General features: G+C 72.5%; 26 protein-coding genes. 14 read left to right on the plus strand and 12 right to left on the minus strand.

What is annotated here, in order from left to right:
* The first annotated feature begins 10 nt into the window (after window positions 1-10).
* Entirely contained in the window at window positions 11-3,946 is a 3,936-nt protein-coding gene (locus tag FHX39_RS12075) for a multifunctional oxoglutarate decarboxylase/oxoglutarate dehydrogenase thiamine pyrophosphate-binding subunit/dihydrolipoyllysine-residue succinyltransferase subunit (protein WP_332836947.1), read from the plus strand.
* A gap of 23 nt (window positions 3,947-3,969) precedes the next feature.
* Window positions 3,970-4,146 (plus strand): DUF6104 family protein, encoded by a 177-nt coding sequence (locus tag FHX39_RS12080; protein ID WP_183338749.1) that lies wholly within the window; start codon window positions 3,970-3,972, stop codon window positions 4,144-4,146.
* Window positions 4,147-4,291: 145 nt separating this feature from the next.
* Here the strand turns inward: FHX39_RS12080 and FHX39_RS12085 are convergent, their stop codons facing one another.
* Both FHX39_RS12085 and FHX39_RS12090 read right to left on the minus strand, forming a co-directional pair.
* Window positions 4,292-4,768: a GNAT family N-acetyltransferase gene (locus FHX39_RS12085; RefSeq protein WP_183338751.1), complete on the minus strand. Its 477-nt coding sequence runs from the start codon at window positions 4,766-4,768 to the stop codon at window positions 4,292-4,294.
* Between the two features lie 31 nt (window positions 4,769-4,799).
* On the minus strand, window positions 4,800-5,855 hold the full coding sequence (locus FHX39_RS12090) for an aldo/keto reductase (RefSeq protein ID WP_183338753.1): 1,056 nt from the start codon (window positions 5,853-5,855) through the stop codon (window positions 4,800-4,802).
* A 41-nt stretch (window positions 5,856-5,896) separates the two neighbouring features.
* On the opposite strand from FHX39_RS12090, the gene galK reads away from it, so the two are divergent.
* Window positions 5,897-7,090 carry a galactokinase gene (gene galK / locus FHX39_RS12095; protein WP_332836798.1) on the plus strand — a complete coding sequence of 398 codons (1,194 nt, stop codon included), beginning with the start codon at window positions 5,897-5,899 and terminating at the stop codon, window positions 7,088-7,090.
* On the plus strand, window positions 7,087-7,626 hold the full coding sequence (locus tag FHX39_RS12100) for a GNAT family N-acetyltransferase (protein ID WP_332836799.1): 540 nt from the start codon (window positions 7,087-7,089) through the stop codon (window positions 7,624-7,626). The genes galK and FHX39_RS12100 overlap by 4 nt, the downstream gene beginning before the upstream one ends.
* Here the strand turns inward: FHX39_RS12100 and FHX39_RS12105 are convergent, their stop codons facing one another.
* On the minus strand, window positions 7,627-8,028 hold the full coding sequence (locus tag FHX39_RS12105; RefSeq protein WP_183338757.1) for a hypothetical protein: 402 nt from the start codon (window positions 8,026-8,028) through the stop codon (window positions 7,627-7,629). It lies immediately after the preceding gene.
* 238 nt (window positions 8,029-8,266) lie between these two features.
* Here FHX39_RS12105 and FHX39_RS12110 point away from each other — a divergent pair, with 238 nt between their 5' ends.
* Entirely contained in the window at window positions 8,267-8,518 is a 252-nt protein-coding gene (locus FHX39_RS12110; protein WP_091074038.1) for a WhiB family transcriptional regulator, read from the plus strand.
* Between the two features lie 133 nt (window positions 8,519-8,651).
* On the opposite strand, the gene FHX39_RS12115 is transcribed toward FHX39_RS12110, so the two are convergent.
* Together FHX39_RS12115 and FHX39_RS12120 are read right to left on the minus strand one after the other, a co-directional pair.
* Window positions 8,652-10,226, minus strand: a complete 1,575-nt coding sequence (locus FHX39_RS12115; RefSeq protein ID WP_183338759.1) for an alpha-amylase — start codon at window positions 10,224-10,226, stop codon at window positions 8,652-8,654.
* A gap of 118 nt (window positions 10,227-10,344) precedes the next feature.
* Complete coding sequence (locus FHX39_RS12120; protein ID WP_183338761.1) at window positions 10,345-11,799, minus strand: sensor histidine kinase; 1,455 nt, start codon at window positions 11,797-11,799, stop codon at window positions 10,345-10,347.
* A gap of 218 nt (window positions 11,800-12,017) precedes the next feature.
* Here FHX39_RS12120 and FHX39_RS12125 point away from each other — a divergent pair, with 218 nt between their 5' ends.
* The 3 genes from FHX39_RS12125 (at window position 12,018) to FHX39_RS22430 (ending at window position 14,154) form a co-directional block, all read left to right on the plus strand.
* The gene (locus FHX39_RS12125; RefSeq protein ID WP_183338763.1) at window positions 12,018-12,320 is read left to right on the plus strand and encodes a DUF3311 domain-containing protein; all 303 of its coding nucleotides are present in this window, start codon (window positions 12,018-12,020) and stop codon (window positions 12,318-12,320) included.
* Complete coding sequence (gene mctP, locus FHX39_RS12130; protein ID WP_183338765.1) at window positions 12,317-13,951, plus strand: monocarboxylate uptake permease MctP; 1,635 nt, start codon at window positions 12,317-12,319, stop codon at window positions 13,949-13,951. The genes FHX39_RS12125 and mctP overlap by 4 nt, the downstream gene beginning before the upstream one ends.
* Window positions 13,952-14,079: 128 nt before the next feature.
* A complete protein-coding gene (locus tag FHX39_RS22430; protein ID WP_369797015.1) occupies window positions 14,080-14,154 on the plus strand; it encodes a 50S ribosomal protein bL37 in 75 nt (24 codons plus the stop codon).
* Between the two features lie 102 nt (window positions 14,155-14,256).
* Here FHX39_RS22430 and rsrA read toward each other — a convergent pair whose 3' ends face one another.
* The 4 genes from rsrA to FHX39_RS12150 form a co-directional block, all read right to left on the minus strand.
* The gene (gene rsrA / locus FHX39_RS12135) at window positions 14,257-14,544 is read right to left on the minus strand and encodes a mycothiol system anti-sigma-R factor (protein WP_183338767.1); all 288 of its coding nucleotides are present in this window, start codon (window positions 14,542-14,544) and stop codon (window positions 14,257-14,259) included.
* Window positions 14,541-15,233 (minus strand): sigma-70 family RNA polymerase sigma factor, encoded by a 693-nt coding sequence (locus FHX39_RS12140; RefSeq protein ID WP_183338769.1) that lies wholly within the window; start codon window positions 15,231-15,233, stop codon window positions 14,541-14,543. Before FHX39_RS12140 ends, rsrA begins: the two co-directional genes overlap by 4 nt.
* Before the next feature lie 78 nt (window positions 15,234-15,311).
* Window positions 15,312-16,025, minus strand: coding sequence for an alpha/beta hydrolase family protein (locus tag FHX39_RS12145; RefSeq protein WP_198423371.1), 714 nt, complete (start codon window positions 16,023-16,025; stop codon window positions 15,312-15,314).
* Complete coding sequence (locus tag FHX39_RS12150; protein WP_183338771.1) at window positions 16,022-16,843, minus strand: SOS response-associated peptidase; 822 nt, start codon at window positions 16,841-16,843, stop codon at window positions 16,022-16,024. Before FHX39_RS12150 ends, FHX39_RS12145 begins: the two co-directional genes overlap by 4 nt.
* Before the next feature lie 43 nt (window positions 16,844-16,886).
* Between FHX39_RS12150 and FHX39_RS12155 the strand changes: the two genes are divergently transcribed.
* From FHX39_RS12155 to FHX39_RS12180, 6 genes are all read left to right on the plus strand, one after another.
* The gene (locus tag FHX39_RS12155; RefSeq protein ID WP_183338773.1) at window positions 16,887-17,912 is read left to right on the plus strand and encodes a DoxX family protein; all 1,026 of its coding nucleotides are present in this window, start codon (window positions 16,887-16,889) and stop codon (window positions 17,910-17,912) included.
* Between the two features lie 103 nt (window positions 17,913-18,015).
* Entirely contained in the window at window positions 18,016-19,458 is a 1,443-nt protein-coding gene (aroA, locus tag FHX39_RS12160) for a 3-phosphoshikimate 1-carboxyvinyltransferase (protein WP_183338775.1), read from the plus strand.
* A 7-nt stretch (window positions 19,459-19,465) separates the two neighbouring features.
* On the plus strand, window positions 19,466-20,479 hold the full coding sequence (gene rsgA / locus FHX39_RS12165) for a ribosome small subunit-dependent GTPase A (RefSeq protein ID WP_332836800.1): 1,014 nt from the start codon (window positions 19,466-19,468) through the stop codon (window positions 20,477-20,479).
* Window positions 20,480-20,489: 10 nt separating this feature from the next.
* Complete coding sequence (locus FHX39_RS12170; protein WP_183338777.1) at window positions 20,490-21,314, plus strand: inositol monophosphatase family protein; 825 nt, start codon at window positions 20,490-20,492, stop codon at window positions 21,312-21,314.
* 25 nt (window positions 21,315-21,339) lie between these two features.
* Window positions 21,340-21,888, plus strand: coding sequence for a nucleotidyltransferase family protein (locus tag FHX39_RS12175; RefSeq protein WP_232530621.1), 549 nt, complete (start codon window positions 21,340-21,342; stop codon window positions 21,886-21,888).
* A gap of 40 nt (window positions 21,889-21,928) precedes the next feature.
* Window positions 21,929-23,092, plus strand: a complete 1,164-nt coding sequence (locus FHX39_RS12180; RefSeq protein ID WP_183338779.1) for an XdhC family protein — start codon at window positions 21,929-21,931, stop codon at window positions 23,090-23,092.
* A 16-nt stretch (window positions 23,093-23,108) separates the two neighbouring features.
* On the opposite strand, the gene FHX39_RS12185 is transcribed toward FHX39_RS12180, so the two are convergent.
* From FHX39_RS12185 to adh, 3 genes are all read right to left on the minus strand, one after another.
* On the minus strand, window positions 23,109-23,681 hold the full coding sequence (locus tag FHX39_RS12185) for a sigma-70 family RNA polymerase sigma factor (protein ID WP_183338781.1): 573 nt from the start codon (window positions 23,679-23,681) through the stop codon (window positions 23,109-23,111).
* Between the two features lie 196 nt (window positions 23,682-23,877).
* Window positions 23,878-24,303, minus strand: a complete 426-nt coding sequence (locus tag FHX39_RS12190) for a DUF779 domain-containing protein (RefSeq protein WP_183338783.1) — start codon at window positions 24,301-24,303, stop codon at window positions 23,878-23,880.
* The gene (gene adh / locus FHX39_RS12195; protein ID WP_183338785.1) at window positions 24,303-25,826 is read right to left on the minus strand and encodes an aldehyde dehydrogenase; all 1,524 of its coding nucleotides are present in this window, start codon (window positions 25,824-25,826) and stop codon (window positions 24,303-24,305) included. The genes FHX39_RS12190 and adh overlap by 1 nt, the downstream gene beginning before the upstream one ends.
* Window positions 25,827-25,898 lie beyond the last annotated feature (72 nt).

Raw genomic sequence — 25,898 nt, forward strand, 5'->3', positions numbered from 1 at the left:
GACAGTGGCCATCGCGCCAGGCACATCCACCACCGCGTCGAGCGGAGCAGCCGACACCGGGGTCGAGAGCGACTTCGGGGCCAACGACTGGCTGCTGGAGGAGATGTACGAGCGCTTCACCGCCGACCCGTCCTCGGTCGACGCCAGCTGGGCCGAGTACTTCGGCGCCCACGGCGCCCCCGGCGACATCACCCCGGCGACGCCCGCCACGGCGAAGGCGGCCCCGGCCGCTCCCGCCAAGCCCGCCGCGGCCGCTCCGGCGCCGACGGCGGCCCCGAAGACCAACGGCGGACCGGCGAAGAACGGCGCCTCCGCGGCGACGACCGTGCCCCGCGACCCCGCCGCGACCCCGACCTCCAGCTCGGGGGCCGGAGCCCCGGCCGACGACCCGGTCACCGACCGTCCGCGCGCCGTGCGCGAGCAGACGCCGGACCAGCCGGCCCCGGCCGGCAAGCGGCAGCCCACGGTCGAGACGACCACCCCGGCCAAGGAGGGCCGCCCGAGCGCGCCCGGCGCCCGCGGTGCCGTGCCCGCCGACCCGCCGAACCCGTCCGACCGGCCAGAGGTCGGCAACGAGCAGCCCACCATGACCACGCTGCGCGGCGCCCCGGCCCGCACGGCCAAGAACATGGACGCCTCGCTCAGCATCCCGACCGCGACGAGCGTCCGCTCGCTGCCGGTCAAGCTGCTGATCGACGAGCGCGTCGTCATCAACAACCACCTGCGGCGCAGCCGCGGCGGCAAGGTCTCCTTCACCCACCTGATCGGGTTCGCCATGGTCCAGGCGCTGAAGAGCGTCCCGGCCATGAACAACAGCTACGCGGTCGTCAACGGCAAGCCGACGATGGTCGAGCCGGCCCACATCAACCTCGGGCTCGCCATCGACCTCCCGCGGCCCGACGGCACCCGCCAGCTGCTCGTGCCCAGCATCAAGAGCTGCGAGACGCTCGACTTCGCCCAGTTCTGGGCGGCGTACGAGACGATGGTCGCCAAGGCGCGCAAGGGCGAGCTGGCCGTCACCGACTTCGCCGGCACGACGATCACGCTGACCAACCCGGGCACCATCGGCACCAACCACTCGGTGCCCCGCCTGGTCGAGGGCCAGGGCACGATCATCGGCGTCGGGTCGATGGACTACCCGGCCGAGTTCCAGGGCTCCAGCCCGGACCGCCTGGCCGAGGCGGCGGTGAGCAAGATCCTCACGCTCACCTCGACCTACGACCACCGCGTCATCCAGGGTGCCCAGTCCGGCGAGTACCTGCGTCGTCTCCACGCGCTGCTGCTCGGCGAGGAGGGTTTCTACGACGACGTCTTCGCGGCGCTGCGGATCCCGTACGAGCCGATCCGCTGGGCGCAGGACGTCAGCACCGACCACGAGGACCAGATCCCCAAGCAGGCGCGGATCATGGAGCTGATCAACGCCTACCGGGTGCGCGGTCACCTGATGGCGGACACCGACCCGCTCGAGTACCGCCAGCGCCGCCACCACGACCTCGACGTCCAGAGCCACGGCCTGACGCTGTGGGACCTCGACCGCGAGTTCGCGACGGGCTCCTTCGGCGGCGGCCAGGGCCGGATGAAGATGCGCAAGATCCTCGGGATCCTGCGCGACTCCTACTGCCGCACGACCGGCGTCGAGTACATGCACATCTCGGACCCGGTGCAGCGGCGCTGGATCCAGGACCGGGTGGAGCGGCCGCACGAGTCGCTGCCGCGCGAGCAGCACCTGCGCATCCTCGACAAGCTGAACGAGTCCGAGGTCTTCGAGACGTTCCTGCAGACGAAGTTCGTCGGCCAGAAGCGCTTCAGCCTCGAGGGCGGCGAGTCCGCCATCGCCGTGCTCGACGAGGTCTGCGAGCAGGCGGCCGACGCCGGTCTGGTCGAGGTCTGCATCGGCATGCCGCACCGCGGCCGGCTGAACGTCCTCGCCAACGTCGTCGGCAAGTCGTACGCGCAGATCTTCCGCGAGTTCGAGGGCAACATCGACCCCCGCACCGTCCAGGGCTCCGGCGACGTCAAGTACCACCTGGGCTCGGAGGGCGAGTTCACCGCCCTCAGCGGTAACACGATCAAGGCCTCCGTCGCGGCCAACCCGAGCCACCTCGAGGCCGTCGACCCGGTCCTGGAGGGCATCACCCGGGCCAAGCAGGACATCCTCGACCAGGGCCAGGACTTCCCCGTCCTGCCCGTGCTCATGCACGGCGACGCGGCGTTCGCGGGGCAGGGCGTGGTCGCGGAGACCCTCAACCTGTCGCAGCTGCGCGGCTACCGCACCGGCGGCACGATCCACATCATCGTCAACAACCAGGTCGGCTTCACCACCTCGCCGACCGAGTCGCGCTCCTCGGTCTACTGCACCGACGTCGCGCGGATGGTCGCGGCGCCGATCTTCCACGTGAACGGCGACGACCCGGAGGCCTGCATCCGCGTGGCCCGCCTGGCCTTCGCCTACCGGCAGGAGTTCAACAAGGACGTCGTCATCGACATCGTCTGCTACCGCCGGCGTGGTCACAACGAGGGCGACGACCCCAGCTTCACCCAGCCGCGGATGTACGACCTCATCGAGAAGAAGCGGTCGACGCGCAAGCTCTACACCGAGGCCCTGATCGGGCGCGGCGACATCTCCGTCGAGGACGCCGAGGGCGTGCTGACCCGCTTCCAGGAGCGGCTCGAGAGCGTGTTCCGCGAGGTGCGCGACCCCGAGCTGCCGCCGCGCGACGCGACGGTGCGCTCGGTCCCGGTCTACCCCGACAAGCTCCACACGCGCGGCACCTCGGCGATCACGCTCGAGGACATGAAGAAGATCGCGGACGCCCACACAACGTTCCCCGAGGGCTTCAGCGTGCATCCGAAAGTCATGCCGCAGCTGCAGCGTCGCGCGACGGCGATCGCCCAGGGCCCGATCGACTGGGCCACCGGCGAGATCCTCGCGCTGGGCTCCCTGCTGCTCGAGGGCCGTACGGTCCGGCTGACCGGTCAGGACACCCGGCGCGGCACGTTCGCCCAGCGCTTCGCCGCCATCGTCGACCGCAAGACCGGCGAGTCGTGGGTGCCGCTGAAGCACCTGGACGACGAGCAGGCCAAGTTCCACGTCTTCGACACGCTGCTGAGCGAGTACGCGGCGATGGGCTTCGAGTACGGCTACTCCGTGGCCCGGCCCGACGCGCTGGTGCTCTGGGAGGCCCAGTTCGGCGACTTCGCCAACGGGGCGCAGACGATCATCGACGAGTACATCGCCTCGGGCGAGGCCAAGTGGACGCAGAAGTCGGGCGTCGTGCTGCTCCTCCCCCACGGCCTCGAGGGCCAGGGCCCGGACCACTCGTCGGCGCGGATCGAGCGGTTCCTGCTGCTCGCGGCCGAGGAGGCGTTCGTCGTCGCCCAGCCGTCGACGCCGGCCAGCTACTTCCACCTCCTGCGCCGTCACGCCCTCAACGAGCGGCACCGCCCGGTGATCGTGGCGACGCCGAAGTCGATGCTGCGCAACAAGCAGGCCGTCTCGATGCCGGACGAGTTCACGTCCGGCTCGTGGCAGCCGGTGCTCGCCGACCCGACGATCACCGACCCGTCGGCCGTCGAGAAGGTCCTGCTCTGCTCGGGCAAGGTGCGCTGGGACCTCGTCACCCGGCGCAAACAGAACGGGCAGGACGGCAAGGTCGCGATCATCCCCGTCGAGCGGCTCTACCCGCTGCCGGCGCAGGAGATCGCCGACCAGCTGGCGCGCTTCGACCAGGTCACCGAGGTCACCTGGGTGCAGGACGAGCCGACGAACCAGGGAGCGTGGCCGTTCATGGCCCTCAACCTGCCGGCCGCCCTGCGTGAGGCGGTCCCCGGCCGCCGTTGGGAGCTGCTGTCGGTCACCCGCCCGGCGTCCTCGGCGCCCTCGGTCGGCTCGGCCAAGGTCAGCGAGCAGCAGCAGAAGGCCATGCTCGACGCCGCGTTCGCCTGAGTCGAGAGGCCTGAGGAAGCACGGTGTACTTCACCGACCGCGGCATCGAGGAGCTGGCCGCCCGCCGGGGGGACGACAACGTCACCCTGGCGTGGCTGGCCGAGCAGCTCCAGGCGTTCGTCGACCTGAACCCCGAGTTCGAGGTCCCCGTCGAACGCCTCGCCACCTGGCTTGCCCGTCTCGACGACGAGGACGACTGACCCCTCCTCACGGGGATCCACGGGCCGAGCCGCAGCAGCGGGGAGCGGGTACTCGCGCGTCGCCGGTGACGAGTGGCGCCAACGGGCACACGTACGCGGCGTGTCCCGTGTCGACTGGCGCCAATGGCCCCGTGCCGGAGCGGTGTCAGCCCGCCGGGGCGGGACGGACCATGCCGATCTCGATCGCGCCGAGACGGGGCTCCTCGGTCTCGATACCGTCCGGGACGAAGCCGTTGCGGGCGTAGAAGCGGCGGGCGCGCACGTTGTCGCGGAGCACCTCGAGGGTCGCCGGCGCGTCGCCGAGGACGGCGTCGAGGAGGCGCTGGCCCAGCCCGGTGCTCCAGTGCGAGCGCCGGACGTACAGCGACTGCAGGTGCGCGGGGACCTCGCCGTCGGCCGGTAGCACGGAGCTGAAGCCGACCAGCTCCCCGCCGTCGTCGGCCACCCGGACGTGACCCGCCCCGGTCAGCAGCGCCCGTCGCCAGCGGCCCACGAACTCGTCGACGTCGCCCAGGAACGGCGCCAGCCGCGCCGGGTCGACGAGGTCGCCGTACGCCTCCCGCCAGCACTCGAGGTGGCAGCGGCCCAGCGCCTCGAGGTCGGCGGGCCCCGGCGTGCGCACGACGACCGTCGCACCGGGCGACCTGCCCACGTCAGGCGGTCCGGCGGCGCCGCAGGAACGGGTCGGCCAGGGCCGGCGGGACGTAGCCGAGGTCCGCGCGCGACAGCGTGACGCCGGGCGGGACGATCTCGTCGATCCGGTCGAGCACGTCGGTGCTCAGCACGACGTCCGCGGCGCCGAGCTGGGTCTCGAGCTGCTCCATGGTCCGCGGCCCGATGATCGGGGCGGTGACCGCGGGGTGCGCCAGGACGAAGGCGATCGCCAGGTGGACCAGGCTCAGCCCGGCCTCCTCGGCCAGCACCGCGAGCGCGTCCGCCGCCTCGAGCTTGGCCTGGTTGCCCGGCAGGGCCAGGTCGTAGCGGGCGGGCATCCGCTTGGCCCGGTTGCTGTCGGGCACGTCCTGACCGACGCGGAACCTCCCGCTCAGCCACCCGCCGGCCAGCGGGCTCCAGGGGATGACACCCATGCCGTACTTCTCGGTGACCGGCAGCAGGTCGGCCTCGATGCCGCGGACGAGGATCGAGTACGGCGGCTGCTCGGTGACGAAGCGGCCGAGACCACGACGTTCCGCGACCCACTGCGCCTCGACCGTCTCGTGCGCGGGGTAGGTCGACGAGCCGAACGCCCGGATCTTGCCCTGCCGCTGCAGGTCGGTCAGCGCGGACAGCGTCTCCTCGACGTCGGTCTCGCGCTCCGGGCGGTGCACCTGGTAGAGGTCGATCCAGTCCGTCTTGAGCCGCCGCAGGCTCGCCTCGACCTCGGTCACGATCCAGCGCCGCGAGTTGCCGCGCCGGTTCGGGTCGCCGCCCGGCTGACCCATGGCGACGTCCATCGGCCCGTGGAACTTGGTCGCCAGGATCACGTCGTCGCGCCGGCCGCCGGCCAGGGCCTCGCCGACGATCTCCTCCGACTCCCCGGCCGAGTAGACGTCGGCGGTGTCGATGAAGTTGATCCCCGCGTCCAGCGCGCGGTGGATGATCTCGGTGCTGCGGGCGTGGTCGGGCTCGCCCCACGGCCCGAACATCATGGCCCCCAGGCAGAGGGGGCTGACCATCATGCCGGTGCGTCCGAGGCTGCGGTAGTCCATGGACCTCAGCCTAGGAACACCCCCAGCACTAGGGTGTCCGGGTGGTGAGGAACAGCGCGAGGGACCGGTCGGGCACGGCGGAGGCGGCGACCGCGGAGACGGTGACGTCGGCCTTCGTGACCGAGGTCGGGCACGACCCCGCCGGCGTCTGGGCGGCTCCCGGCCGCGTCAACCTCATCGGGGAGCACACCGACTACAACGACGGCTTCGTGCTGCCCTTCGCCCTGGCCGAGTGGGTGGTCGTCGCCGCCGGGCCCCGCGACGACGGCACCTGGCGCGTCCGGTCGCTGACCCGTCGCCAGACCGTCTCCTTCGGCCCCGACGAGCTCGTCCCGGGTGGGGTCGACGGCTGGGCCGCGTACGTGGCGGGCGTCGTCTGGGCGCTGACCGAGGCGGGCCACGACGTCCGTGGTGCCGACCTCGTCCTGACGTCCGACGTCCCGGCGGGTGCCGGGCTGTCCTCCTCCGCCGCCCTCGAGTGCGCGGTGCTCACGGCCCTGGTCGACCTGTCCGACCTCCACGTCGCGCCGCTGGACCGCGCACGGCTCGCCCGCCGGTGCGAGAACGAGTACGTCGGCGCCCCCACCGGCCTGCTCGACCAGGCCGCCTCCACCCTGTGCGAGGCCGACAACGCGCTGTTCCTGGACTGCCGCTCCGCCAACCACCGCCAGGTCCCGCTCGACCTCGGCGCCGCGGGGCTCGAGCTGCTCGTCCTCGACACCAAGACCCCCCACTCCCACCTGACCGGCGAGTACGGCGACCGGCGCCACGCCTGCGAGGAGGCCGCGAGGATCCTCGGCGTCCCCGCGCTCCGCGACGTCACGCTCGAGGGCCTCGACGACGCGCTCGCCCGGCTCCCCGACGACGTGATGCGCCGACGCGTGCGCCATGTGGTGACCGAGGACGCGCGCGTGCTCGAGGCGGTGGCGATCGCCGACGAGGGCCGGCCCGCCGACCTCGCCCCGCTGCTCGACGCGTCCCACACGTCGATGCGCGACGACTTCGAGATCACCGTGCCCACCGTCGACCTCGCCGTGGAGACGGCCCGGGCCGCCGGCGCCCACGGGGCCCGGATGACCGGCGGCGGCTTCGGCGGCTGCATCATCGCGCTGGTGCCGGAGGGTGGCTCCGACACCGTGGGCCAGGCGGTCGCGGCCGCGTTCGCCGAGGCCGGGTACGGGGCACCGGCATGGTTCGTGGGCGTGCCGTCGGCGGGTGCGCGCCGCCTGTCGTGACCAGCCTGCTGGTCCGCGACGCGACCTCGGCGGACGCGCAGACCTGCGCCGAGATCTACGCCCCGTACGTGGCGGGGACCGCGGCGTCCTTCGAGACCGACCCGCCGACGCCCGCGGAGGTCGCCCGGCGCATCGCCGTAGCCCAGCAGCACCACGCGTGGCTGGTCGCGGAGCGGGACGGCGCGGTGCTCGGCTACGCGTACGGGACGGACTGGAAGTCGCGGCCCGCCTACCGCTGGACCTGCGAGACCAGCGTCTACGTCGCGGACGGCCGGCGCGGCGGCGGCGTCGGCCGGACGCTGTACGACGCGCTCCTCGCCCGCCTCACCGTGCGCGGCTTCCGCACCGTCATCGCCAGCATGACGCTGCCCAACACGGCCAGCGCACGGCTGCACGAGGCTCTGGGCTTCCGACCCGTCGGCGTGCTCAGCCGCGTCGGGTGGAAGAACGGTCGCTGGCACGACGTGGCGCTGCTCCGGTGCAGCCTGGGCCCCGATCCCGCCGAAACGGACGACGCACCGCCCGAACCCTCCTGATCAGGAGGCGGCGGTCTCGTCCTCGACGACCAGGGCCCGCGTCGAGCGCGGGTGCAGGACCAGCACCAGGGTCAGCAGCGCGACGACGACCATCGCCACGAAGACCCCGTTCGTCGTGCCGCCCCGAAAGCTCCAGCCGACCGGGAGCAGGATCAGCTGCACGACGACGACGGGGGCGCGAGCCCACCGGCGCAGCCGCAGCAGACCCCGGGCCGCCACGCCGAGCAGCACCGAGAAGGCGATCATGAAGAACGCGACCCCGACGCCGACGACGGCCCGGAACAGGCGGATCTGGAAGATCTCGGCGACCCCGAAGCCCAGGGCCACCAGGCCCTCGAGGACGGCCAGCACGGCAGCGGCCAGCAGCTGCGGCGGCCGGGTCGGACGTACGGGGTCGGCCACGGATCCATTTTAGGGTCCCGGACCGGGTCACATCCGGGTGTCGAGGACCAGACCAGCGTGCAAGTGGGCCGTAACAAGTCCGAAATGTGAGCGAACCTACGCCCGGTCCCCTTGTGCAGGTGGGCGTTAGTTGAAAGGCTGATCCCCGGTGGAAGTTGCAGTGTAAGACGCGTTGATTCCACCCGCACACCGGGTATCCCTCGGGTACCGGTGCCGACGATCGAGGAGAGTGCAAGCCATGGATTGGCGCCACAAGGCCGCTTGTCTGGACGAGGACCCGGAGCTGTTCTTCCCCATCGGGAACACCGGACCGGCCCTTCTCCAGATCGAGGAGGCCAAGCAGGTCTGCCGACGCTGCGACGTACGGGACGCCTGCCTGCAGTGGGCTCTCGAGGCGGGCCAGGACCACGGGGTGTGGGGCGGGCTCAGCGAGGACGAGCGCCGTGCGCTCAAGCGTCGCGCCGCGCGCGCACGCATCCGGACCGCCTGACCCCAGCAGCACGAGCATCGAACGCCGGGACGCGAGTCCCGGCGTTTTGCTTGCCCGGACGGCCTGTTCAGGGCCGGACGGGCAGACGGCCCGCACCCTTCAGGGGTGCGGGCCGTCGTCGGTCCGCAGGAGATCAGAGGCGGGTCTGCTTCGTGAACGCGACCGCCGCACGGGCGGGGAGCTCGACGGTCGCCCGGCCGCTCCCGGACACCGTGACCGTCGTGCCGGCGCACGCACCCTTGACCTTGCCGCCCGTGACGGCGTCGCAGTAGGTGCCCTTCTTCAGCCCGGTCTTGACCGTGATCGTCTTCGCGCTCGTGCCGTTGTTGAAGCCGGCCCAGCCCTTGGTGCCGCGGCTGAACGCCAGCACGTTCTGCTGGTCGGCGTAGACGTGCTTCTTGGCGGCCTTGCCCACGTACTGGTGGAACTTGACCATGCCGACGACGCCGGTCTTGGCGTGGTCGCAGGTCCAGCGCCCGTCCGCGCAGCTCGCGCGGTCGATGAGCCCCTGGTCGTCCGACGGCGGGCCCTGGTTGGTGTCCGCCCCGAAGGTGAAGCTCGAGAAGACCTGCGGGGATCCGTACCCGTCGGCCAGCAGCCACTCCGTCGCCAGGAGGTACTGCGGGCCCTCCTTGTACGTGAGCGCGTTGGCCTGGTCGTGGTTGGTGTCGTGGTTGGTGATGAACGACATCGTCCGGCTCGACCGGGTCAGGCCGGAGCCGCTGCCGAAGGTGGCCAGGCCGGAGATGTCGCCCTGGTGGTCGGAGTAGCTCGTGAAGGCGCCGTAGATCTGCTTGACCCCGTCCAGGCCCAGGACGTCGCCGTGCTCGGTGTACGCCTCGGGGCTGAGGACCCCGGGGCTGCCCGGTCCGACCTCGAGCGCCCAGTAGGGCCGCTTCCCGTCCTTCGTGCGGTCGAGCCGGTCGTAGATCGCGTCCAGGTCGGCCGGCGCCATGTGCTTGCCCGCGTCGACGCGGAAGCCCGAGACGCCGTAGCGGAGGAGCTTGTTGAGGTAGGCGGCCAGCCGGGCCTGCACCTTGGGGGTCTCCGTACGGAGGTCCTCGAGCCCGACCAGGTTGCAGTTCCACACCTGCGTCTTGTTGTTGAAGTCGGCGATCCCGCCGTCGGCGGACGGGCAGGCGCCGACGGTGTAGTGGAAGTCGTCGGGCACGTAGCCGGCGTCGGGGTAGGTGTACGGGGTGAAGGTCTTCCCGCCGTAGGAGACGTTCCCCTGGCCGGTGGTGTGGTTGATGACCGCGTCGACGTAGACCTTGACCCCGGCCTTGCGGCAGTCGGCGACCATGTCGCGGAACTGCTGCTCGTCGCCCATCCGGCTGGTCAGCCCGTAGTCGACGACCTGGTAGACCTCCCACCACGGGTGGAGGTAGGCGTCCGAGCCGTTGCCGGTCGAGGTCCGCTTCACCGAGTCCTGAGGCGGGGCGACCTGCACGCCGTCGTAGCCGATGGCGCCGAGCCGCGGGCACTCGGAGGCGATCGACGGCCAGCTCCACTCCCACAGGCTCGCCGTCACCCCCGGCTCCTGCATCGAGCCCGACGCCTTCGCCCCGACCGCCGCGGGGGCGGCCTGGGGGGCCAGCTGCGGTGCGGTGGGCGCGGCCTGCGCCGTGCCGGAGAGGGCCGCGGCGAGCGCGGCGGCCAACGAGGCCAGACCGACGACGGACGTGCGGAGCATGCGGGACGAAGCCATGAGCCCTCCTTTGGGCGATGACGGGGGCACGCCGGACGACCGGCGGAGGCGCGCGCCAGCAGCTGCGCCTGAAGAGTTCTTAGCAGCCCCTCACGAAAGGGCGTCCCCGGGGGGGTCGTCAGCGCGGGATGTCCACCACGGCCAGCGTCCCCGGCCCGTCGGTCCGGTTGGCCAGGGTGAAGGTGCCCTTCATCTCCGCGACCAGGGTGCTGACGATGGAGAGCCCGAGGCTGCGCGACTGCCGCGCGTCGAAGTCGGGCGGGAGGCCCCGGCCGTCGTCGCTGATCTCGATGTGCAGGTGCCCGCCGGTCGTCGACGGCACGACCCGGACCTCGCCGGAGGAGTCGGCGAGCCCGTGCTCCACGGCGTTCTGGCACAGCTCGGTGACGACCATGGCGAGGCTCGTGGCGACGTCGGCCGACACGGCGCCGAAGCTGCCGTCGCGCCGCGCGGACACACCGCCCCAGCTGGCGGACACGTCGCCGACCATCCGCAGCAGGCCGTCGGCGACCCGGTCGAAGTCGACGATCTCGTCGAAGGCCTGCGACAGCGTCTCGTGCACGATCGCGATGGACGCGACCCGCGACGTGGCGTCCTCGAGCGCGACCCGCGCCTCGTCGGACGTCATCCGCCGGGCCTGCATGCGCAGCAGCGCGGCGACCGTCTGGAGGTTGTTCTTGACCCGGTGGTGGATCTCGCGGATCGTCGCGTCCTTGGTGACGAGCTGGCGCTCCTTGCTGCGCAGGTCGCTCACGTCCCGGCACAGCACGATCGCGCCGACCCGGCCGGTGCCCTCGAGGAGCGGGATGACCCGCAGCATCAGGTGGGCGTCCCCGGACACGAGCTCACCCCGGCGGGACGTGCGACCCGCCAGGATCGAGCGCACCGAGTCGTCCACGGGCCCCTCGGACGTCGGGAAGAAGCCGGCCGTCAGCGTCGGGAGGTGCTCGTCCACGAGGTCGCCGATGAGGCCGAGCCGGCGGTAGGCGCTCAGGGCGTTCGGGCTGGCGTACTCGACGTCGCCGTCCGCGTTGACCTTGATGAAGCCGTCGCCGACGCGGGGGTTCATGGCCAGGTTGGTCTCCCCCGGCGTCGGGAACGCGCCCGTCGAGACCATCCGCGCGAGCTGGGCGCCGGTGTCGATGTACGCCTGCTCGAGGACGCTGGGGGCCCGGATGCCCAGCACGCTGGTGTGCTGCTCGACGACGGCGATCACGCGGTCGCCGAGCTTGACCGGGATGGCGCGGGTGTCCACGGGCATGCCGGCCTGGAGCTTGCCCTCGCTGGTCCGCGTCATGCCGCCGCTGACGAAGGCGTCGGACACGAGGTGCTCGGGCGAGTAGGCGATGAGGTCGCCGACCACGTCGTCGAAGAGCGACGTCGCCCCGGTCGTCGGGCGCACCTGGGCCGCGGCCCAGTAGACGTTGGGGTCGTGGTCCGGCACCCACAGGACCAGGTCGGAGAAGCTGAGGTCGGCGAGCAGCTGCCACTCCGAGACCAGCAGCTTGAGCCAGCGCTGCTCCGCGTCGTCGAGATCGGTGTGCTCGGCGACGATCTCGGACATCGACGGCATGCGCGCACTCTAATCGCGCGCACCGAACGCCTCGGGCCGTCGCCCGGCCCGGGTCCGGGACGAGATACGGACGGGAACTTTCCGCCCCCGCCGGGCGTACGCGCGCGCGGCGCGCCGCGCGGGGTGCTTGACCAGCGGGAGGCACCGGGCGTACTCCTGGTCAGCGGACCGGCCCCCTCCGGTCTGGTGAGTCACGCCGACGTGGCCGGAGGAGCCTGATGTCGAACCACCCCTCGCCGCGGACGGGCGGCACCGACCCGCGCTGGAGGCTCAGCCCGACCAAGGTCGCCGTGGGTCTGATCCTGCTCGTGGGCATCGTCGTCCCGCTGCTGGTCCCCACCTACGCGAAGGTCGAGCCCCGGTTGTTCGGGTTCCCCTTCTTCTACTGGTACCAGCTGCTGTGGGTCTTCATCGCCGCCGGCCTGTGCTTCGCGTCCTACATGCTGCTGCGCCGCGAGAAGGCGGCGTTCGCCCGCGACCGCGACGCGGCCACCGACCGTTCCGAGGGGGGCACCCGATGAACATCGACTGGGTCGCGCTGATCGTCCTGATCGTCCTGTTCGCCCTCGTCACGATCATGGGCTTCCAGGCCGCCCGCTGGCGCCGGGCCGCCGACATGGACTCGCTGCACGAGTGGGGCCTGGGCGGCAAGAGCTTCGGCACCTGGACCACCTGGTTCCTGCTCGGCGGCGACCTCTACACGGCGTACACGTTCATCGCGGTCCCCGCGGCCATGTGGGCGACCGGGGCGGTGTCGGGCTTCTTCGCCGTCCCGTACACGATCGTGCTGTACCCGGTGATCTTCTACTTCCTGGGCCGCATGTGGTCGGTCGCGCACCGCCACGGCTACGTGACGACCGCCGACATCGTCCAGGGCCGCTACGGCACCCGCTCGCTCAGCCTCGCCGTCGCGGTCACCGGCATCCTCGCGACGATGCCGTACATCGCGCTCCAGCTCGTCGGCATCCAGGCGGTGCTCGAGGTCGTCGGCCTGGGCGGCAGCAGCCTGCTCGCCCGCGACCTGCCGCTCCTGATCGCCTTCGCGGTGCTGGCGGCGTACACGTACTCCTCCGGGCTGCGCGCACCGGCGATGATCGCGTTCGTCAAGGACATCCTGATCTACATCGTGATCATCGTCGCGGTGGTCTACCTGCCGATGAAGCTCGGCGGCTGGCACAGCATCTTCGACGCGGCGCAGACCAAGATGGCGACGCCGTCGGCGGCCAACCCGAAGGTGCCGACCGGTGTCTTCGTCCCCGCCGCGGCCCAGCAGTGGGCGTACGCGTCGCTCGCCCTGGGCTCGGCGCTCGCGCTGTTCATGTACCCGCACTCGGTGACGGCGACGCTGTCGTCGAAGACGCGCAGCACCGGGCGCCGCAACGCGGCGATCCTGCCGGCCTACTCGCTGCTGCTCGGCCTGCTCGCCCTGCTCGGCTACGTCGCCATCAAGGCGGGGACCAAGCCGATCGGGCTGGACGGCAAGATCAACCCGCAGCTGGTCATCCCCCAGCTCTTCGAGGACCAGTTCCCGAGCTGGTTCGCGGGCGTCGCCTTCGGCGCGATCGCCATCGGCGCCCTGGTGCCGGCCGCGATCATGTCGATCGCCGCCGCGAACCTCTTCACCCGCAACATCTACAAGGCGTACTTCAAGCCCGACGCGACGAACGCGCAGGAGGCCAAGGTCTCCAAGCTCGTCTCGCTGCTGACCAAGGTCGGCGCGCTGATCTTCGTCCTGACCCTGGACAAGCAGAACGCGCTGAACTTCCAGCTGCTCGGCGGCCTGTGGATCCTGCAGACGCTCCCGGCGATCGTGTTCGGCCTGTTCACCCGGTGGTTCCACCGCTGGGCGCTGCTCGCCGGCTGGGCCGTCGGGATGATCTACGGGACCGTGGTCGCGTACGGCGGCTGCACGGCCTGCTCGACGCGACCGTTCGGCAACTCGCTGGCACTGGTCCCCGGGCTCGGCGACGCCGGCTACATCGGCATCACCGCCCTGGCGCTGAACGTCGTCGTCGCGGTCGTGCTGTCCGCGGTCCTCAACGCGGCCCGCGTCTCCAACGGCACGGACATCACCTCGCAGTCGGACTACTTCGCCGACCTGGGCGACCCGGACGTCGACCCCGTCCTCAGCGACGTCAAGCCGATGCACTGAGCCAGACGCCCGCCCGGGCCGGCGTCGTCGGCGCCGGCCGGGGTGGGCGTCGGCGGGTCGAGGGTGTGGAACACTGGGAGGCCGTGCCGGCGTGAGCCGACATCGGACGTCGTCGCAAGGAGATCATCATGGGCAAGACCGGCCGCAAGCGTCGTGCGCGTCGCAAGAAGGGCGCGAACCACGGCAAGCGCCCCAACGCCTGAGCCCTCTGAGCTCAGGACGTCCGGGTCCGTACGCCGGGCCTGACGTGAGAAGGACCCCGCAGCCTCAGGCTGCGGGGTCCTTCTCGTCCGTGCTCGAGGCGCTCAGAGGGAGCGGTGCGTCACCGAGATCGTGGTCATGATGCTGACCCGGAGACGGTCGGGCGCCTTGTCGTTGCCGCAGCACCGCTTGACCAGCGACTTGACGGCCTGCTCGACGTCGAAGCGGTCGAGGCAGGGCTCGCACTCGCTGAGGTGGGCCCGGATCTCGTCGCCGGTGGCGGTGTCGACCTCGTGGTCGAGGAACGCGTGGACCCGGTCCAGCACGTGCTGGCACTCGGCCTTGGTCGGGTCGCTGGCGTCCACGAAGGGCGTGGTGGCGTCGGTGGTCATGCCTTGACGTCCTCCTTGACCCGCATGCCGCGGTCCCGTGCGTAGTCCGACAGGAGGCGGCGCAGCTGCGTGCGTCCCCGGTTGAGGCGCGACATCACGGTCCCGATCGGGGTGCCCATGATCTCGGCGATCTCCTTGTAGGCGAACCCCTCGACGTCGGCCAGGAACACGGCCAGCCGGAAGTCCGGGCTCAGCTGCTGCAGGGCGTCCTTGACGTCGGAGTCCGGGAGGTTCTCCAGCGCGACCGTCTCCGCCGACTTGAGCCCGCTCGAGGTGTGCGACGCGGCCCGTGCGATCTGCCAGTCCTCGACGTTCTCGCCGTCGGAGAGCTGCGGCTGGCGCTGCTTCTTGCGGTACGTGTTGATGTAGGTGTTCGTGAGGATCCGGTAGAGCCACGCCTTGAGGTTCGTCCCCGGCGTGAACTGGTGGAAGGAGGAGTACGCCTTCGCGTACGTCTCCTGGACCACGTCCTCGGCGTCGCTCGGGTTGCGCGTCATGCGCAGGGCGGCGGCGTAGAGCTGGTCGAGGTACTGCAGGGCGTCCGCCTCGAAGCGCGCGTCGCGCTCGGCCGGCGTCTCGGTGGCGAGGTCGACGGGGGCCGGCTCAGCGCTGGCCAGCAGCAGCTGGTCGGCCTGGCTCTCGAGGTCGCTGGAGGCGGGGGCAGACGGGTGCGTCGCGGGGATGCTCATCACGTACGAGAGTACCGGCGACCCGTTCGTCCGCGCTGCGTCCCGTGGCAACGGGGTCACGAACATCGGCATGGTGCTTCAACGCGTCCCCGGGTCGGGTATTCCCCCGCCCCGGACGAGCTCGTCGACGAACGCCGAGGTCGCCGCCACCACCCGCTCGCGCAGCTCGACGGCCGTCGGCGACGCCTTCGCGGGCACCCGGCCGCCGTGGTCGGCACCGTCGAGGGCCACGACCCGGACGCCCGCCGCGCCGTCCTGGCCGACCAGGTCCGTCGTCAGCTCCGCGGCGCCGCCGAAGGTGTCGCGCGTGCCCTGCAGCACGAGTCGCGGCACCGTCGGCGTCAGCAGCTCCGCCAGCCGGGACCGTTCCGGGCGTCCGGGCGGGTGCAGCGGAAAGCTGAGGCAGACCACCCCGACGGCCCCGAGCGCGGTGGCGGTGCGGCAGGCCACCCGCGCCCCGGCGCTACGTCCGCCGAGGACGAGCGGCAGACCCGCGCCCACCGCGTCGAGGACGGCCCCCAGACCGGCGAGCCAGGCCTCGTCGAGCAGCGGCGGCCGGGAGGCGACCTTGCGCCCCGCCACCCGCCAGGGCTGCTCGAAGCGCAGGACGGTGACGCCGCGGTCGGGCAGCGCGTGGGCCAGCGCGGTCAGGTCGGCCGCGTCCACCCCTCCGCCGGCCCCGTGGCCGAGGACGAGCAGGGCGACCGGCGCGGAGGACTCGCTGACGTGGAAGCGGCCCGGCCCCTGGGTCGTCGCGACCTCGACCAGCGCCACCGTCGGGCCGGGGCTCACACCAGCGGTTCCTGCTCCGGCGGGGCCGTCGGCTCGGGTCCAGACGATGACGGCGGCGACTCCGGCAACGGGCGCAGCAGCTCGGGGCCGTTGTTCTTGACGCTGTTCACCTCGGTGGAGACCGCGTACGCCTCCAGCTCGGACGCGTCGGTGTCCAGCAGCGCGAGCACCCGGGCCGGGTCGGTGAGCGTCGGGTCGAGCCACGCGTCGACGACCTCGGGCCGGACGACCATCGGCATCCGGTCGTGGATGTGGCCGGCGGCGTCCGTCGCCTCCGTCGTGATCACCGTGCAGGTGCGCAGCCAGGCCGCGTCGTCCTCGCGGTCGAGCGCCGGGTCGCGCCAGATCTCGTACAGCCCGGCCATGACGAGCAGGCCGCCGTCGCGCCGGTGCAGGAAGAACGGCTGCTTCTTGACCTTCCCCCGCGGGGTGTCGGACTCGCCGCCGTCGGGGGTGTACCACTCGTAGTAGCCGTCGGCCGGCAGCAGGCAGCGCCGGGCGGCGAACGCCTTGCGGAACGCGGGCTTCTCCGCCACCGACTCGACGCGGGCGTTGATGAGGCGCGAGCCGATGGAGCGGTCCTTGGCCCACGACGGCACCAGGCCCCAGGTGAGTGGGGCGAGCCGGCGCCGGACGTCGCCCGACGTCGCCGTGTCCTTGCCGTCGGCGGCTTTGACCGTGCGCTCGAGGATCGCGGGGACGCTCACGGTGGGGGCCACGTTGTAGTCGGGCTCCGGCAGCCCGTCGAAGATGTCGAGCACGTCGAACTGGTCGGCCAGGCGCTCGGGTCGGGCCGAGACCGCGTATCGTCCGCACACCCGGGGGACGCTACTCGGCCCCGGATCGGTAAGAATGAGACCCATGACGTTGTTACGCGCGGCCTACCGCACGATGTTGGCCTCCTACTTCATCTCGTCCGGGGTGAAGGCGGTCCGCAACCCGGCGCCGCTGGCCCCCCTCGCCGAGCCGATCGCCGACAAGCTCGTGCCCTTCGTGAAGAAGTACGCCCCCGACGAGGTCGCCGGCTTCGTGCCGGAGGACCCCAAGACGCTCGTCCGCCTGAACGGCGCGCTGCAGATCGCCGGCGGGCTCGCGCTCGCCACGGGTCGTGGCCGTCGGGTCGGCGCGCTCCTGCTGGCCGGGTCGCTGATCCCGAGCACGCTGGCCAAGTACCCCTTCTGGAGCCAGAGCGGCGAGGAGGCGGCCGCGTCGCGCAGCCACTTCGCCAAGAACGTCAGCCTCCTCGGCGGCGTGCTCCTCGCGTCCCGCGACACCGAGGGCAAGCCCGGCATCGCCTGGCGCGCGCAGGCCGGCGGCCACGCGATCGCCAAGAGCACCAGCCGGGCGACGAAGAAGCTCACGCACAGCGGGACGGGCGACAAGCTCGCCAAGCAGGCCGGCGAGATCGGCGACGCCGTCAGCGACGTCGCGAGCGACGTGGCCGGCAAGACGTCCGACCTCGCCGGTGCGGCCGTCGCCGGTGGTGTGGCCCTGCTGGGCGCTGCGGAGGTCGCCACCCGCGGCACCCGCAAGAAGGCGCGCAAGCAGTTCAAGGTCGCCCAGGAGGCCGCGGCCAAGCAGGCCAAGATCACCGGGAAGCACCTCGCCGAGCAGGCGCGGGAGGCCCAGAAGGTCGCCGTCGCCCAGGCGGCGGAGGCCAAGAAGGCCGCGGTCAAGCAGGGTGCCGAGGCCAAGAAGATCGCCGTCAAGCAGGCCGGCGAGGCGAAGAAGATCGCCGCGGCCCGCGCCGAGGACGCCCGCGAGGCGGCCCAGGCCGCGGCGAAGCAGGCCAAGAAGGACGCGCGCAAGCAGGGTCGTCAGACCTCGAAGAAGCTCGCGAAGAAGGCCGACGAGGTCGGCAAGCACATCAACCTCGGCGAGAACTGACCCGAGGGACGCACCTCCCCCGCACCACCCCGGACCGCCCGCCCCTCAGGGGACGGGCGGTCCGTCGCGTTCCACCCCCGGTCGGTCCTTCTAGACTCACCGGGTGCCTGACCTCGACGCGACGCCGACCCCCGACCCCGCCCCGCAGCCCTGGCCCGCCCCGCAGGCCCCGGTCCCGGTCACGGCGACCGTGTCCGTGCCCGGCTCGAAGTCCGAGACCAACCGGGCGCTCGTGCTCGCCGCCCTGGCCAGCGGGCCCTCCACGATCACCAACGGCCTCGACGCCCGCGACACGCAGCTGATGCGCGACGCGCTGCGCTTCCTCGGCGTGACGATCGACGAGTCGACCGACGGCTCGGGCACCTGGCGCGTCACCCCGCCGGCCGGCTTCAGCGGCGGCGGCACCGTGGACTGCGGCCTCGCCGGCACGGTGATGCGGTTCGTCCCGCCGCTGGCCGTGCTGGCCGACGGTCCGGTCGCCTTCGACGGCGATGAGCAGGCGTACGGCCGCCCCATGCGCCCGCTGCTCGACGCGCTCCGCGACCTGGGTGCGCAGGTCGACGCGGGCGGGAGCGGCGACGGCCTCCCCTTCACCGTGGTCGGTCGCCCGGACGCCGCCGGGGGCACCGTGACCGTCGACGCCTCCACGTCCTCGCAGTTCGTCAGCGCCCTGCTGCTGGTCGGCGCCCGCCTGGCCGGCGGGCTCGAGCTCCGGCACGAGGGACCGCCGGTGCCCTCGCTCCCCCACATCGCCATGACCGTCGCGATGCTCCGCGAGCGGGGCGTCGAGGTCGACGACAGCCAGGCCGACCGCTGGGCGGTGTCCCCCGGCCCGATCGCGCCGCGCGACGTCGTCGTCGAGCCCGACCTCTCCAACGCGGCGCCGTTCCTGGCCGCCGCCGCGGTCACGGGCGGGACGGTCACCGTGCCTCACTGGCCCACCGACACCCTGCAGCCAGGCGACCAGCTGCGCGACATCCTCTCCGTCTTCGGGGCCGAGGTCACGCTCACCGAGGCCGGCCTCACCGTGACCGGGACCGACCAGCTCCTCGGCTCCGACCTCGACCTCGCCGCGGCGAGCGAGCTGACGCCCGTCGTCGCCGCCCTGGCCGCCCTGGCCCGCGACACCAGCCACATCCACGGCGTCGCGCACGTGCGCGGGCACGAGACCGACCGGCTCGCGGCGCTCCGCACGGAGCTCGACGCCATGGGCGGCCGGGTCCACGAGACCCACGACGGGCTGACGATCCACCCGCGCCTGATGGCGGGCGGGACGTTCCAGACCTACGCCGACCACCGGATGGCGCAGGCCGGCGCGCTGCTCGGCCTCGTCGTGCCCGACGTCGTGCTCGACGACGTGGAGTGCACGTCGAAGACGATGCCGACCTTCGTCGCGCTGTGGGAGCAGATGCTCGCCGACTCCGTGGCGGCCAGCGACACCGAGCTCGCCGTCGAGGCCGACGTCGACCCCGAGGTGGACGAGCGGCCCAGCATCTTCGACGGGCTGATCCCGGTCTCCTCCGACGAGAGCCGCAGCCGTCCGTGAGCACCTCGTGAGCCAGCGGGGCGTCGGCTTCGACGACCACGCCGGCTTCGACCGGCCCCGTCGGACCCGTCCGCGCACCAAGGACCGCCCGGACTACTCGAAGGACCCGGTCGGGATGGTCATGACCATCGACCGCGGCCGCTACCGGGTGGTGCTGACCGGACCCGACGAGGGCCGCCAGATCAACGCCGCCAAGGCCCGCTCGCTGGGCCGGATGGGCGTCATCGTCGGCGACCGCGTCCGCCTGCACGGCGACGTGACCGGCGAGGAGGGGACGCTGGCCCGCGTCGTCGAGGTGCTCGACCGCGACACCGTGCTGCGCCGGACGGCGGACGACGACGACCCGTACGAGCGGGCGATCGTGGCCAACGCCGACCAGCTCGTCATCGTGACCGCGCTGGCCGACCCGCCGCCCCGCGTCGGGATGATCGACCGGATCATGGTCGCCGCCTTCGACGCGCGGATCGAGCCGCTGCTCCTGCTGACCAAGGCCGACCTGGCCTCGCCGGACGCGCTCGCGGCCGCGTACGCCCCGCTCGACATCGAGGTCCTGGCCACGAAGCCCGGCGACGACCTCGACGACCTCCGGGCGTGGCTGGCCGGCCACCGGACGGTCTTCATCGGCCACTCGGGCGTCGGCAAGTCGACGCTGGTCAACGCGCTCATCCCCGGGGCCGGCCGCACGATCGGCGTCGTCAACGACGTGACCGGGCGCGGCCGCCAGACGTCGACCTCGGCGATCGTGCTGGAGCTCCCCGCCCACCAGATCGACGGCGTCGACCTCGAGCCCGGCTGGGTCATCGACACCCCCGGCGTCCGGTCGTTCGGGCTGAGCCACGTGACGCGGGAGAACATCGTCGCCGCGTTCAGCGACCTCGACGTGATCACCGAGGGGTGCCCGCGGAGCTGCAGCCACGAGACGGGGGCGCAGGACTGCGCGCTCGACCTGGCGGTGGAGCGGGGCGAGCTGTCCCGCGCGCGGCTGGAGTCGTTCCGCCGGATGCTCGACTCCGGCCGATAGTGTCCGCCTCATGCCTGCCCGCGTCGACGACCCGCTCCTCCGTGGCCTGACCGACGACCTGCGGCTCGCGCACCTGCTGGCCGACGACGCCGACTCGATCACCATGAGCCGCTTCAAGGCCCTCGACCTCCAGGTCAGCGCCAAGCCCGACCTGACGCCGGTGACGGACGCCGACACCGCCGTGGAGGAGTCGGTGCGGCGCACGCTCGGGCGGGCCCGGCCGCGCGACGCGGTGCACGGCGAGGAGATGTCCGACACCGGCTGGGGCCCCCGGCGCTGGGTCATCGACCCGATCGACGGCACCAAGAACTTCGTGCGCGGCGTCCCCGTCTGGGCCACGCTGATCTCGCTGATGATCAACGACGAGGTGGCCGTCGGCGTGGTCAGCGCGCCCGCCCTCGGGCGCCGCTGGTGGGCCAGCCTCGGCGGCGGCGCGTACGCGGGCAAGTCGCTGATGTCGCCCGTCGAGTGCCACGTGTCGCAGGTCGCCGCGATCGAGGACGCCTCGCTCAGCTACGCCGAGATCGGCGAGTGGGTCGACGCCGGGCAGGGCCAGGAGTTCGTCGACCTGCTCCGCAGCTGCTGGCGCACCCGGGCGTACGGGGACTTCTGGTCCTACGTCCTGCTCGCCGAGGGCGCCGTCGACATCGCGTGCGAGCCCGACCTGGAGGTCTACGACATGGCGGCCTGCTCGATCGTCGTCACCGAGGCCGGCGGGGCGTTCACCGACCTCGACGGCAAGCCCGGGCCGCTCGGCGCCGGTGCGTACGCGACGAACGGGCTGCTGCACGAGGCCGTCCTGGCCCAGCTGCGGCCGTCCGACGACGACGAGTGAGCTGACGGCGCGGGTCGACGGGGTCTTGCTCGCCGCGGGCGCCGGACGTCGCGCGGGTGGTCCGAAGGGGCTGCGCCGGGACGGTGCCGGGGTGGCGTGGGTCCGCCGGGCCGCCGACGTCCTGACCGACGGCGGGTGCGACCGCGTGCTGGTCGTCGTCGGCGCCGCCGGGGACGAGGTCGCCGCCCTGCTCGACCCGGGGACGACGGTGGTCCCCTGCCCGGACTGGGCGGACGGCATGAGCGCCTCCCTGCGGACGGGTCTGCGCGCGACGTCAGCCGATGCGGTCGTGGTCCACCTCGTCGACCTGCCCGACGTCGGCGCCGCGGTGGTGCGACGCCTCCTGGAGCAGGGCGGTCGCGGGCGCGACGCGCTCGCGCGGGCGGCGTACGGGGGCCGCCCCGGGCACCCGGTGCTCGTGGGCGCGGACCACGTCGAACCGCTCCTGGCCTCGCTGGGCGGCGACCGGGGAGGCCGGGCGTACCTCGACCGCCACGGCGTGCGGGCCGTCGAGTGCGGCGACCTGGCGACCGGCCGGGACGACGACGGCCCCACGTCCGCAACGACGCCGTGACACGGGACTGGTAGGAACTCCCCATGGCCCGAGGTGCGCGGTGACCGCCTCCCGCGACGTCCTGCCCGCGCTGCTCGGCTGGTGGCGCGCCGGGCAGGCGTGCGCGCTGGCCACCGTGGTCGGCACCTGGTCCTCCGCCCCGCGCCAGCCCGGCGCGTCGATGCTGGTCGGGCCGGACGGCAGCGTGGTCGGGTCGCTGTCGGGCGGGTGCGTCGAGGGCGACGTCTACGCGGTGGCCGAGCAGGTTCTCGCCGACGGCCGGGCGACCCACCGGCGCTACGGGGTCGGCGACGCGGAGGCGGCCGAGGTCGGCCTCACCTGCGGCGGCACGATCGACGTCTTCGTGGAGCGGGTGGCGCCCGACGACCAGGACCTCGATCTGGAGCTGCTGGCCGACGACGTGGCGGCCGGGCGCCCCGTGGCCGTCGCGACCGTCGTCCGGCACCCCGACCCGGCCCTGGTCGGTCGCCGCCTGGTCGTCCGTCCCGACGGGGGGTCCCGCGGAACGCTCGGCAGCCCGCGGCGCGACGACGCCGTGGTCGACGACGCCCGCGGCCTGCTGGGGGCCGGGCGGACGGGCCTGCTCACGTACGGCCCGGACGGTCAGCGTCGCGGGCAGGGCCTCGAGGTGTTCGTCGCCGCGTACGCCCCCCGCGCCCGGATGCTCGTCTTCGGCGCGACCGACCACGCGGCCGCGGTGGCCGCGACGGGGACGTTCCTGGGGTATTGCGTGACGGTGTGCGACGCCCGCCCGGTCTTCGCCACCGCGAGCCGCTTCCCGGGGGCCGACGAGGTCGTCGTCGACTGGCCGCACCGCTACCTGCGCGCGCAGGCCGAGCAGGACCTGCTGGACGAGCGGACGGTCGTCTGCGTCCTCAGCCACGACCCCAAGTTCGACGTCCCGGTCCTCGAGGTCGCCCTGCGGCTCCCGCGGCTGGGCTACGTCGGGGCCATGGGCTCGCGCCGGACGAGCGAGCACACCCGGGCCGCGCTACGGTCCGCCGGCGTGGGCGAGCCCGAGCTCGCCCGGCTCTCCTCCCCCATCGGCCTGGACCTCGGCGCCCGGACGCCGGAGGAGACCGCGGTGTCGGTCGCGGCCGAGATCATCGCGGCCCGGCACGGTCGCGAGGCGCGGCCGCTCCACCTGGTCGACGGCCCGATCCACGGGGAGCCGGAGCAGGCCGGCGCGACCAGCGCCGGCTGACTTCGCTGGTGACCGCTCAGGCGGCGGGCGCCTCCAGGCGGTGCCGCAGCCGCATCACCCCGGCGCGGACGCGGGTCTTGAGCGTGCCGAGCGGGACGCCGAGGAGCACGGCCGCCTGCTCGTGGGTGTAGCCGCCGAGGAACGTCAGCACGACAGCGTCGCGCTGGAGCTCGGAGAGGTGCTGCAGCGCCCCGCGGAGGCGGGCGGCCTCGTGGCGGGCGAGACCGAGGTCGGCCACGTCGGGCACGGTCAGCGCGGTCGACGCGGCGTCACGCTGCTCACGGCGGTTGGTCCGGACGACGTGCCGCACCCGGTCGACGGCGCGACGTCGCGCGAGCATCAGGATCCAGCCGAGCACGGAGCCCCGGTCGGCGTCGAACGTCGTCGCGTGCAGCCAGACGTAGAGGTAGACCTCCTGCACGACCTCGGCGGCGTGCTCGGGGGATCTGGTCGTGGCCAGCACGACCTGGTGGACGCGCGCGCGGGTCAGGTCGTAGAGGTCGCGGAACGCGGCCTCCTCGCCGCGCTGCACCCCCTCCAGGAGGACGGCGTGCACCGACTGCTGGGAGGGGAGGACGTCAAGGGTCACGGGGCGCCGATCGCACGTCGTCGTGTCGTTCCGGCCCCCGAGCCGACCCTCACACTGTGCCGCATCCGACGCCGTCGCGCTGCCGGGAAGTAGTCCTTCGGTCAAATTGGTGCCCGATCGAAAGGACGAGTTCACCCGCAGGTCGCCCACGGGGGCGGCCGACCACCCCTGGGGGTGATCGGCCGCTCCGTCGGGGTCAGGCGCGCAGCTGTGCGCCCACCTCGGCGGCCGCCGTGCCACCGAGGGCGGCGTCCTCGTCGTCGGTCAGCAGGCGCGAGCGGATCAGGAAGCGCACGCCGTTCGGGCTCTCGAGCGAGAAGCCCGCCCCGCGACCCGGGACCAGGTCGATGGTGAGGTGCGTGTGCTTCCAGTACGCGAACTGCTCGCGGCTCATCCACACGTCGACCGGCTCCGGCGTCCCGGCGTCGAGCTGCCCGAGCAGCACGTCGGCGTCGCCGGTGATGAAGTCGCCCTGCGCGAAGCACATCGGCGACGACCCGTCGCAGCAGCCACCCGACTGGTGGAACATCAGCGGGCCGTGCTCCTCGCGCAGCGTCCGGATCATCTCCGCCGCCTTGTCGGACACCGCCACCCGGGACGGCTGCTGCTCCGGGTCACCCATCAGAAGAAGCCCAGCTTGTTCGGGTTGTACGACACCAGCAGGTTCTTCGTCTGCTGGTAGTGGTCCAGCATCATCAGGTGGTTCTCGCGCCCGATGCCGGACGACTTGTAGCCACCGAACGCCGCGTGCGCCGGGTACTGGTGGTAGCAGTTCGTCCAGACGCGACCGGCCTGGATGTCACGACCGGCCCGGTAGGCGGTGTTGATGTCGCGCGACCACACGCCGGCACCCAGCCCGTACAGGGTGTCGTTGGCGATCGAGATGGCCTCGTCGTAGTCCTCGAAGCCGGTCACCGAGACGACCGGGCCGAAGATCTCCTCCTGGAACACGCGCATCTTGTTGTTGCCCTGGAAGATCGTCGGCGCGACGTAGTAGCCGCCCGACAGGTCCCCGCCGAGGTCGACCCGCTCGCCGCCGACGACGACCCGGGCGCCCTCGGCGACCCCGATCTCGAGGTAGGACAGGATCTTCTCGAGCTGGTCGTTGCTGGCCTGCGCGCCGACCATCGTGTCGGTGTCGAGCGGGTTGCCCTGCACCATCGCCTTGACCCGGTCGGTCGCGGCCGGCAGGAAGCCGTCGATGATCGAGTTCTGGATCAGCGCCCGGCTCGGGCAGGTGCAGACCTCGCCCTGGTTGAGCGCGAACATGCTGAAGCCCTCGAGCGCCTTGTCGTAGAACGCGTCCTCGCTGCGGGCGACGTCCTCGAAGAAGATGTTCGGGCTCTTGCCGCCGAGCTCGAGGGTGACCGGGATGAGGTTCTGGCTGGCGTACTGCATGATCAGCCGGCCGGTCGTGGTCTCGCCGGTGAAGGCGATCTTGCGGATCCGCGACGAGCTGGCGAGCGGCTTGCCCGCCTCCACGCCGAAGCCGTTGACGACGTTGAGCACGCCGGGCGGGAGCAGGTCGGCGATCAGCTCCATGAGGAGCAGGATCGACGCCGGCGTCTGCTCGGCCGGCTTCAGGACGATCGCGTTGCCCGCGGCGAGAGCGGGGGCGAGCTTCCAGGTGGCCATCAGGATCGGGAAGTTCCAGGGGATGATCTGCCCGACCACGCCCAGCGGCTCCTGGAAGTGGTAGGCCACCGTGTCGTCGTCGATCTGGCTGCTGTGGCCCTCCTGGGCCCGGATGGCGCCCGCGAAGTAGCGGAAGTGGTCGACCACGAGGGGCATGTCGGCGGCGAGGGTCTCGCGCACCGGCTTGCCGTTCTCCCACGTCTCCCCCACGGCGAGCATCTCGAGGTTCTGCTCGATGCGGTCGGCGATCTTGTTGAGGATGACGGCGCGCTCGGCGACCGACGTCTTGCCCCAGGCCGGGGCGGCGGCGTGCGCGGCGTCGAGGGCGAGCTCGATGTCCTCGGCGCTGGAGCGGGCGACCTCGCAGAACGTCTTGCCGTTCACGGGCGACGGGTTCTCGAAGTAGCGGCCCTTGACGGGGGCGACCCACTCGCCGCCGATCCAGTTCTCGTAGCGGGACTTGTAGGTGACGACGCTGCCGTCGGTCCCCGGGTTGGCGTACACAGTCATGCGATGCGACTCCTTCGTCGTCGGGCGGCCGTGCCGTACGCGCGGCGGACTACGCCCTCGTCTGCACCGTAG

The organism is Microlunatus antarcticus (assembly GCF_014193425.1).
Taxonomy (GTDB): domain Bacteria; phylum Actinomycetota; class Actinomycetes; order Propionibacteriales; family Propionibacteriaceae; genus Microlunatus; species Microlunatus antarcticus.

What these genes read in the sequence shown, in the direction of transcription:
- FHX39_RS12090 (WP_183338753.1), bottom strand. Translation starts at nt 5,855, where the DNA reads ATGGACTACCGCAGCCTCGGACGCACCGGCATGATGGTCAGCCCCCTC.
- FHX39_RS12170 (WP_183338777.1), top strand. Translation starts at nt 20,490, where the DNA reads ATGCCTGCCCGCGTCGACGACCCGCTCCTCCGTGGCCTGACCGACGAC.
- adh (WP_183338785.1), bottom strand. Translation starts at nt 25,826, where the DNA reads ATGACTGTGTACGCCAACCCGGGGACCGACGGCAGCGTCGTCACCTAC.
- FHX39_RS12120 (WP_183338761.1), bottom strand. Translation starts at nt 11,799, where the DNA reads ATGCCGTCGATGTCCGAGATCGTCGCCGAGCACACCGATCTCGACGAC.
- FHX39_RS12155 (WP_183338773.1), top strand. Translation starts at nt 16,887, where the DNA reads ATGACGTTGTTACGCGCGGCCTACCGCACGATGTTGGCCTCCTACTTC.
- FHX39_RS12110 (WP_091074038.1), top strand. Translation starts at nt 8,267, where the DNA reads ATGGATTGGCGCCACAAGGCCGCTTGTCTGGACGAGGACCCGGAGCTG.
- FHX39_RS12125 (WP_183338763.1), top strand. Translation starts at nt 12,018, where the DNA reads ATGTCGAACCACCCCTCGCCGCGGACGGGCGGCACCGACCCGCGCTGG.
- FHX39_RS12140 (WP_183338769.1), bottom strand. Translation starts at nt 15,233, where the DNA reads ATGAGCATCCCCGCGACGCACCCGTCTGCCCCCGCCTCCAGCGACCTC.
- FHX39_RS12115 (WP_183338759.1), bottom strand. Translation starts at nt 10,226, where the DNA reads ATGGCTTCGTCCCGCATGCTCCGCACGTCCGTCGTCGGTCTGGCCTCG.
- FHX39_RS12190 (WP_183338783.1), bottom strand. Translation starts at nt 24,303, where the DNA reads ATGGGTGACCCGGAGCAGCAGCCGTCCCGGGTGGCGGTGTCCGACAAG.
- mctP (WP_183338765.1), top strand. Translation starts at nt 12,317, where the DNA reads ATGAACATCGACTGGGTCGCGCTGATCGTCCTGATCGTCCTGTTCGCC.
- rsrA (WP_183338767.1), bottom strand. Translation starts at nt 14,544, where the DNA reads ATGACCACCGACGCCACCACGCCCTTCGTGGACGCCAGCGACCCGACC.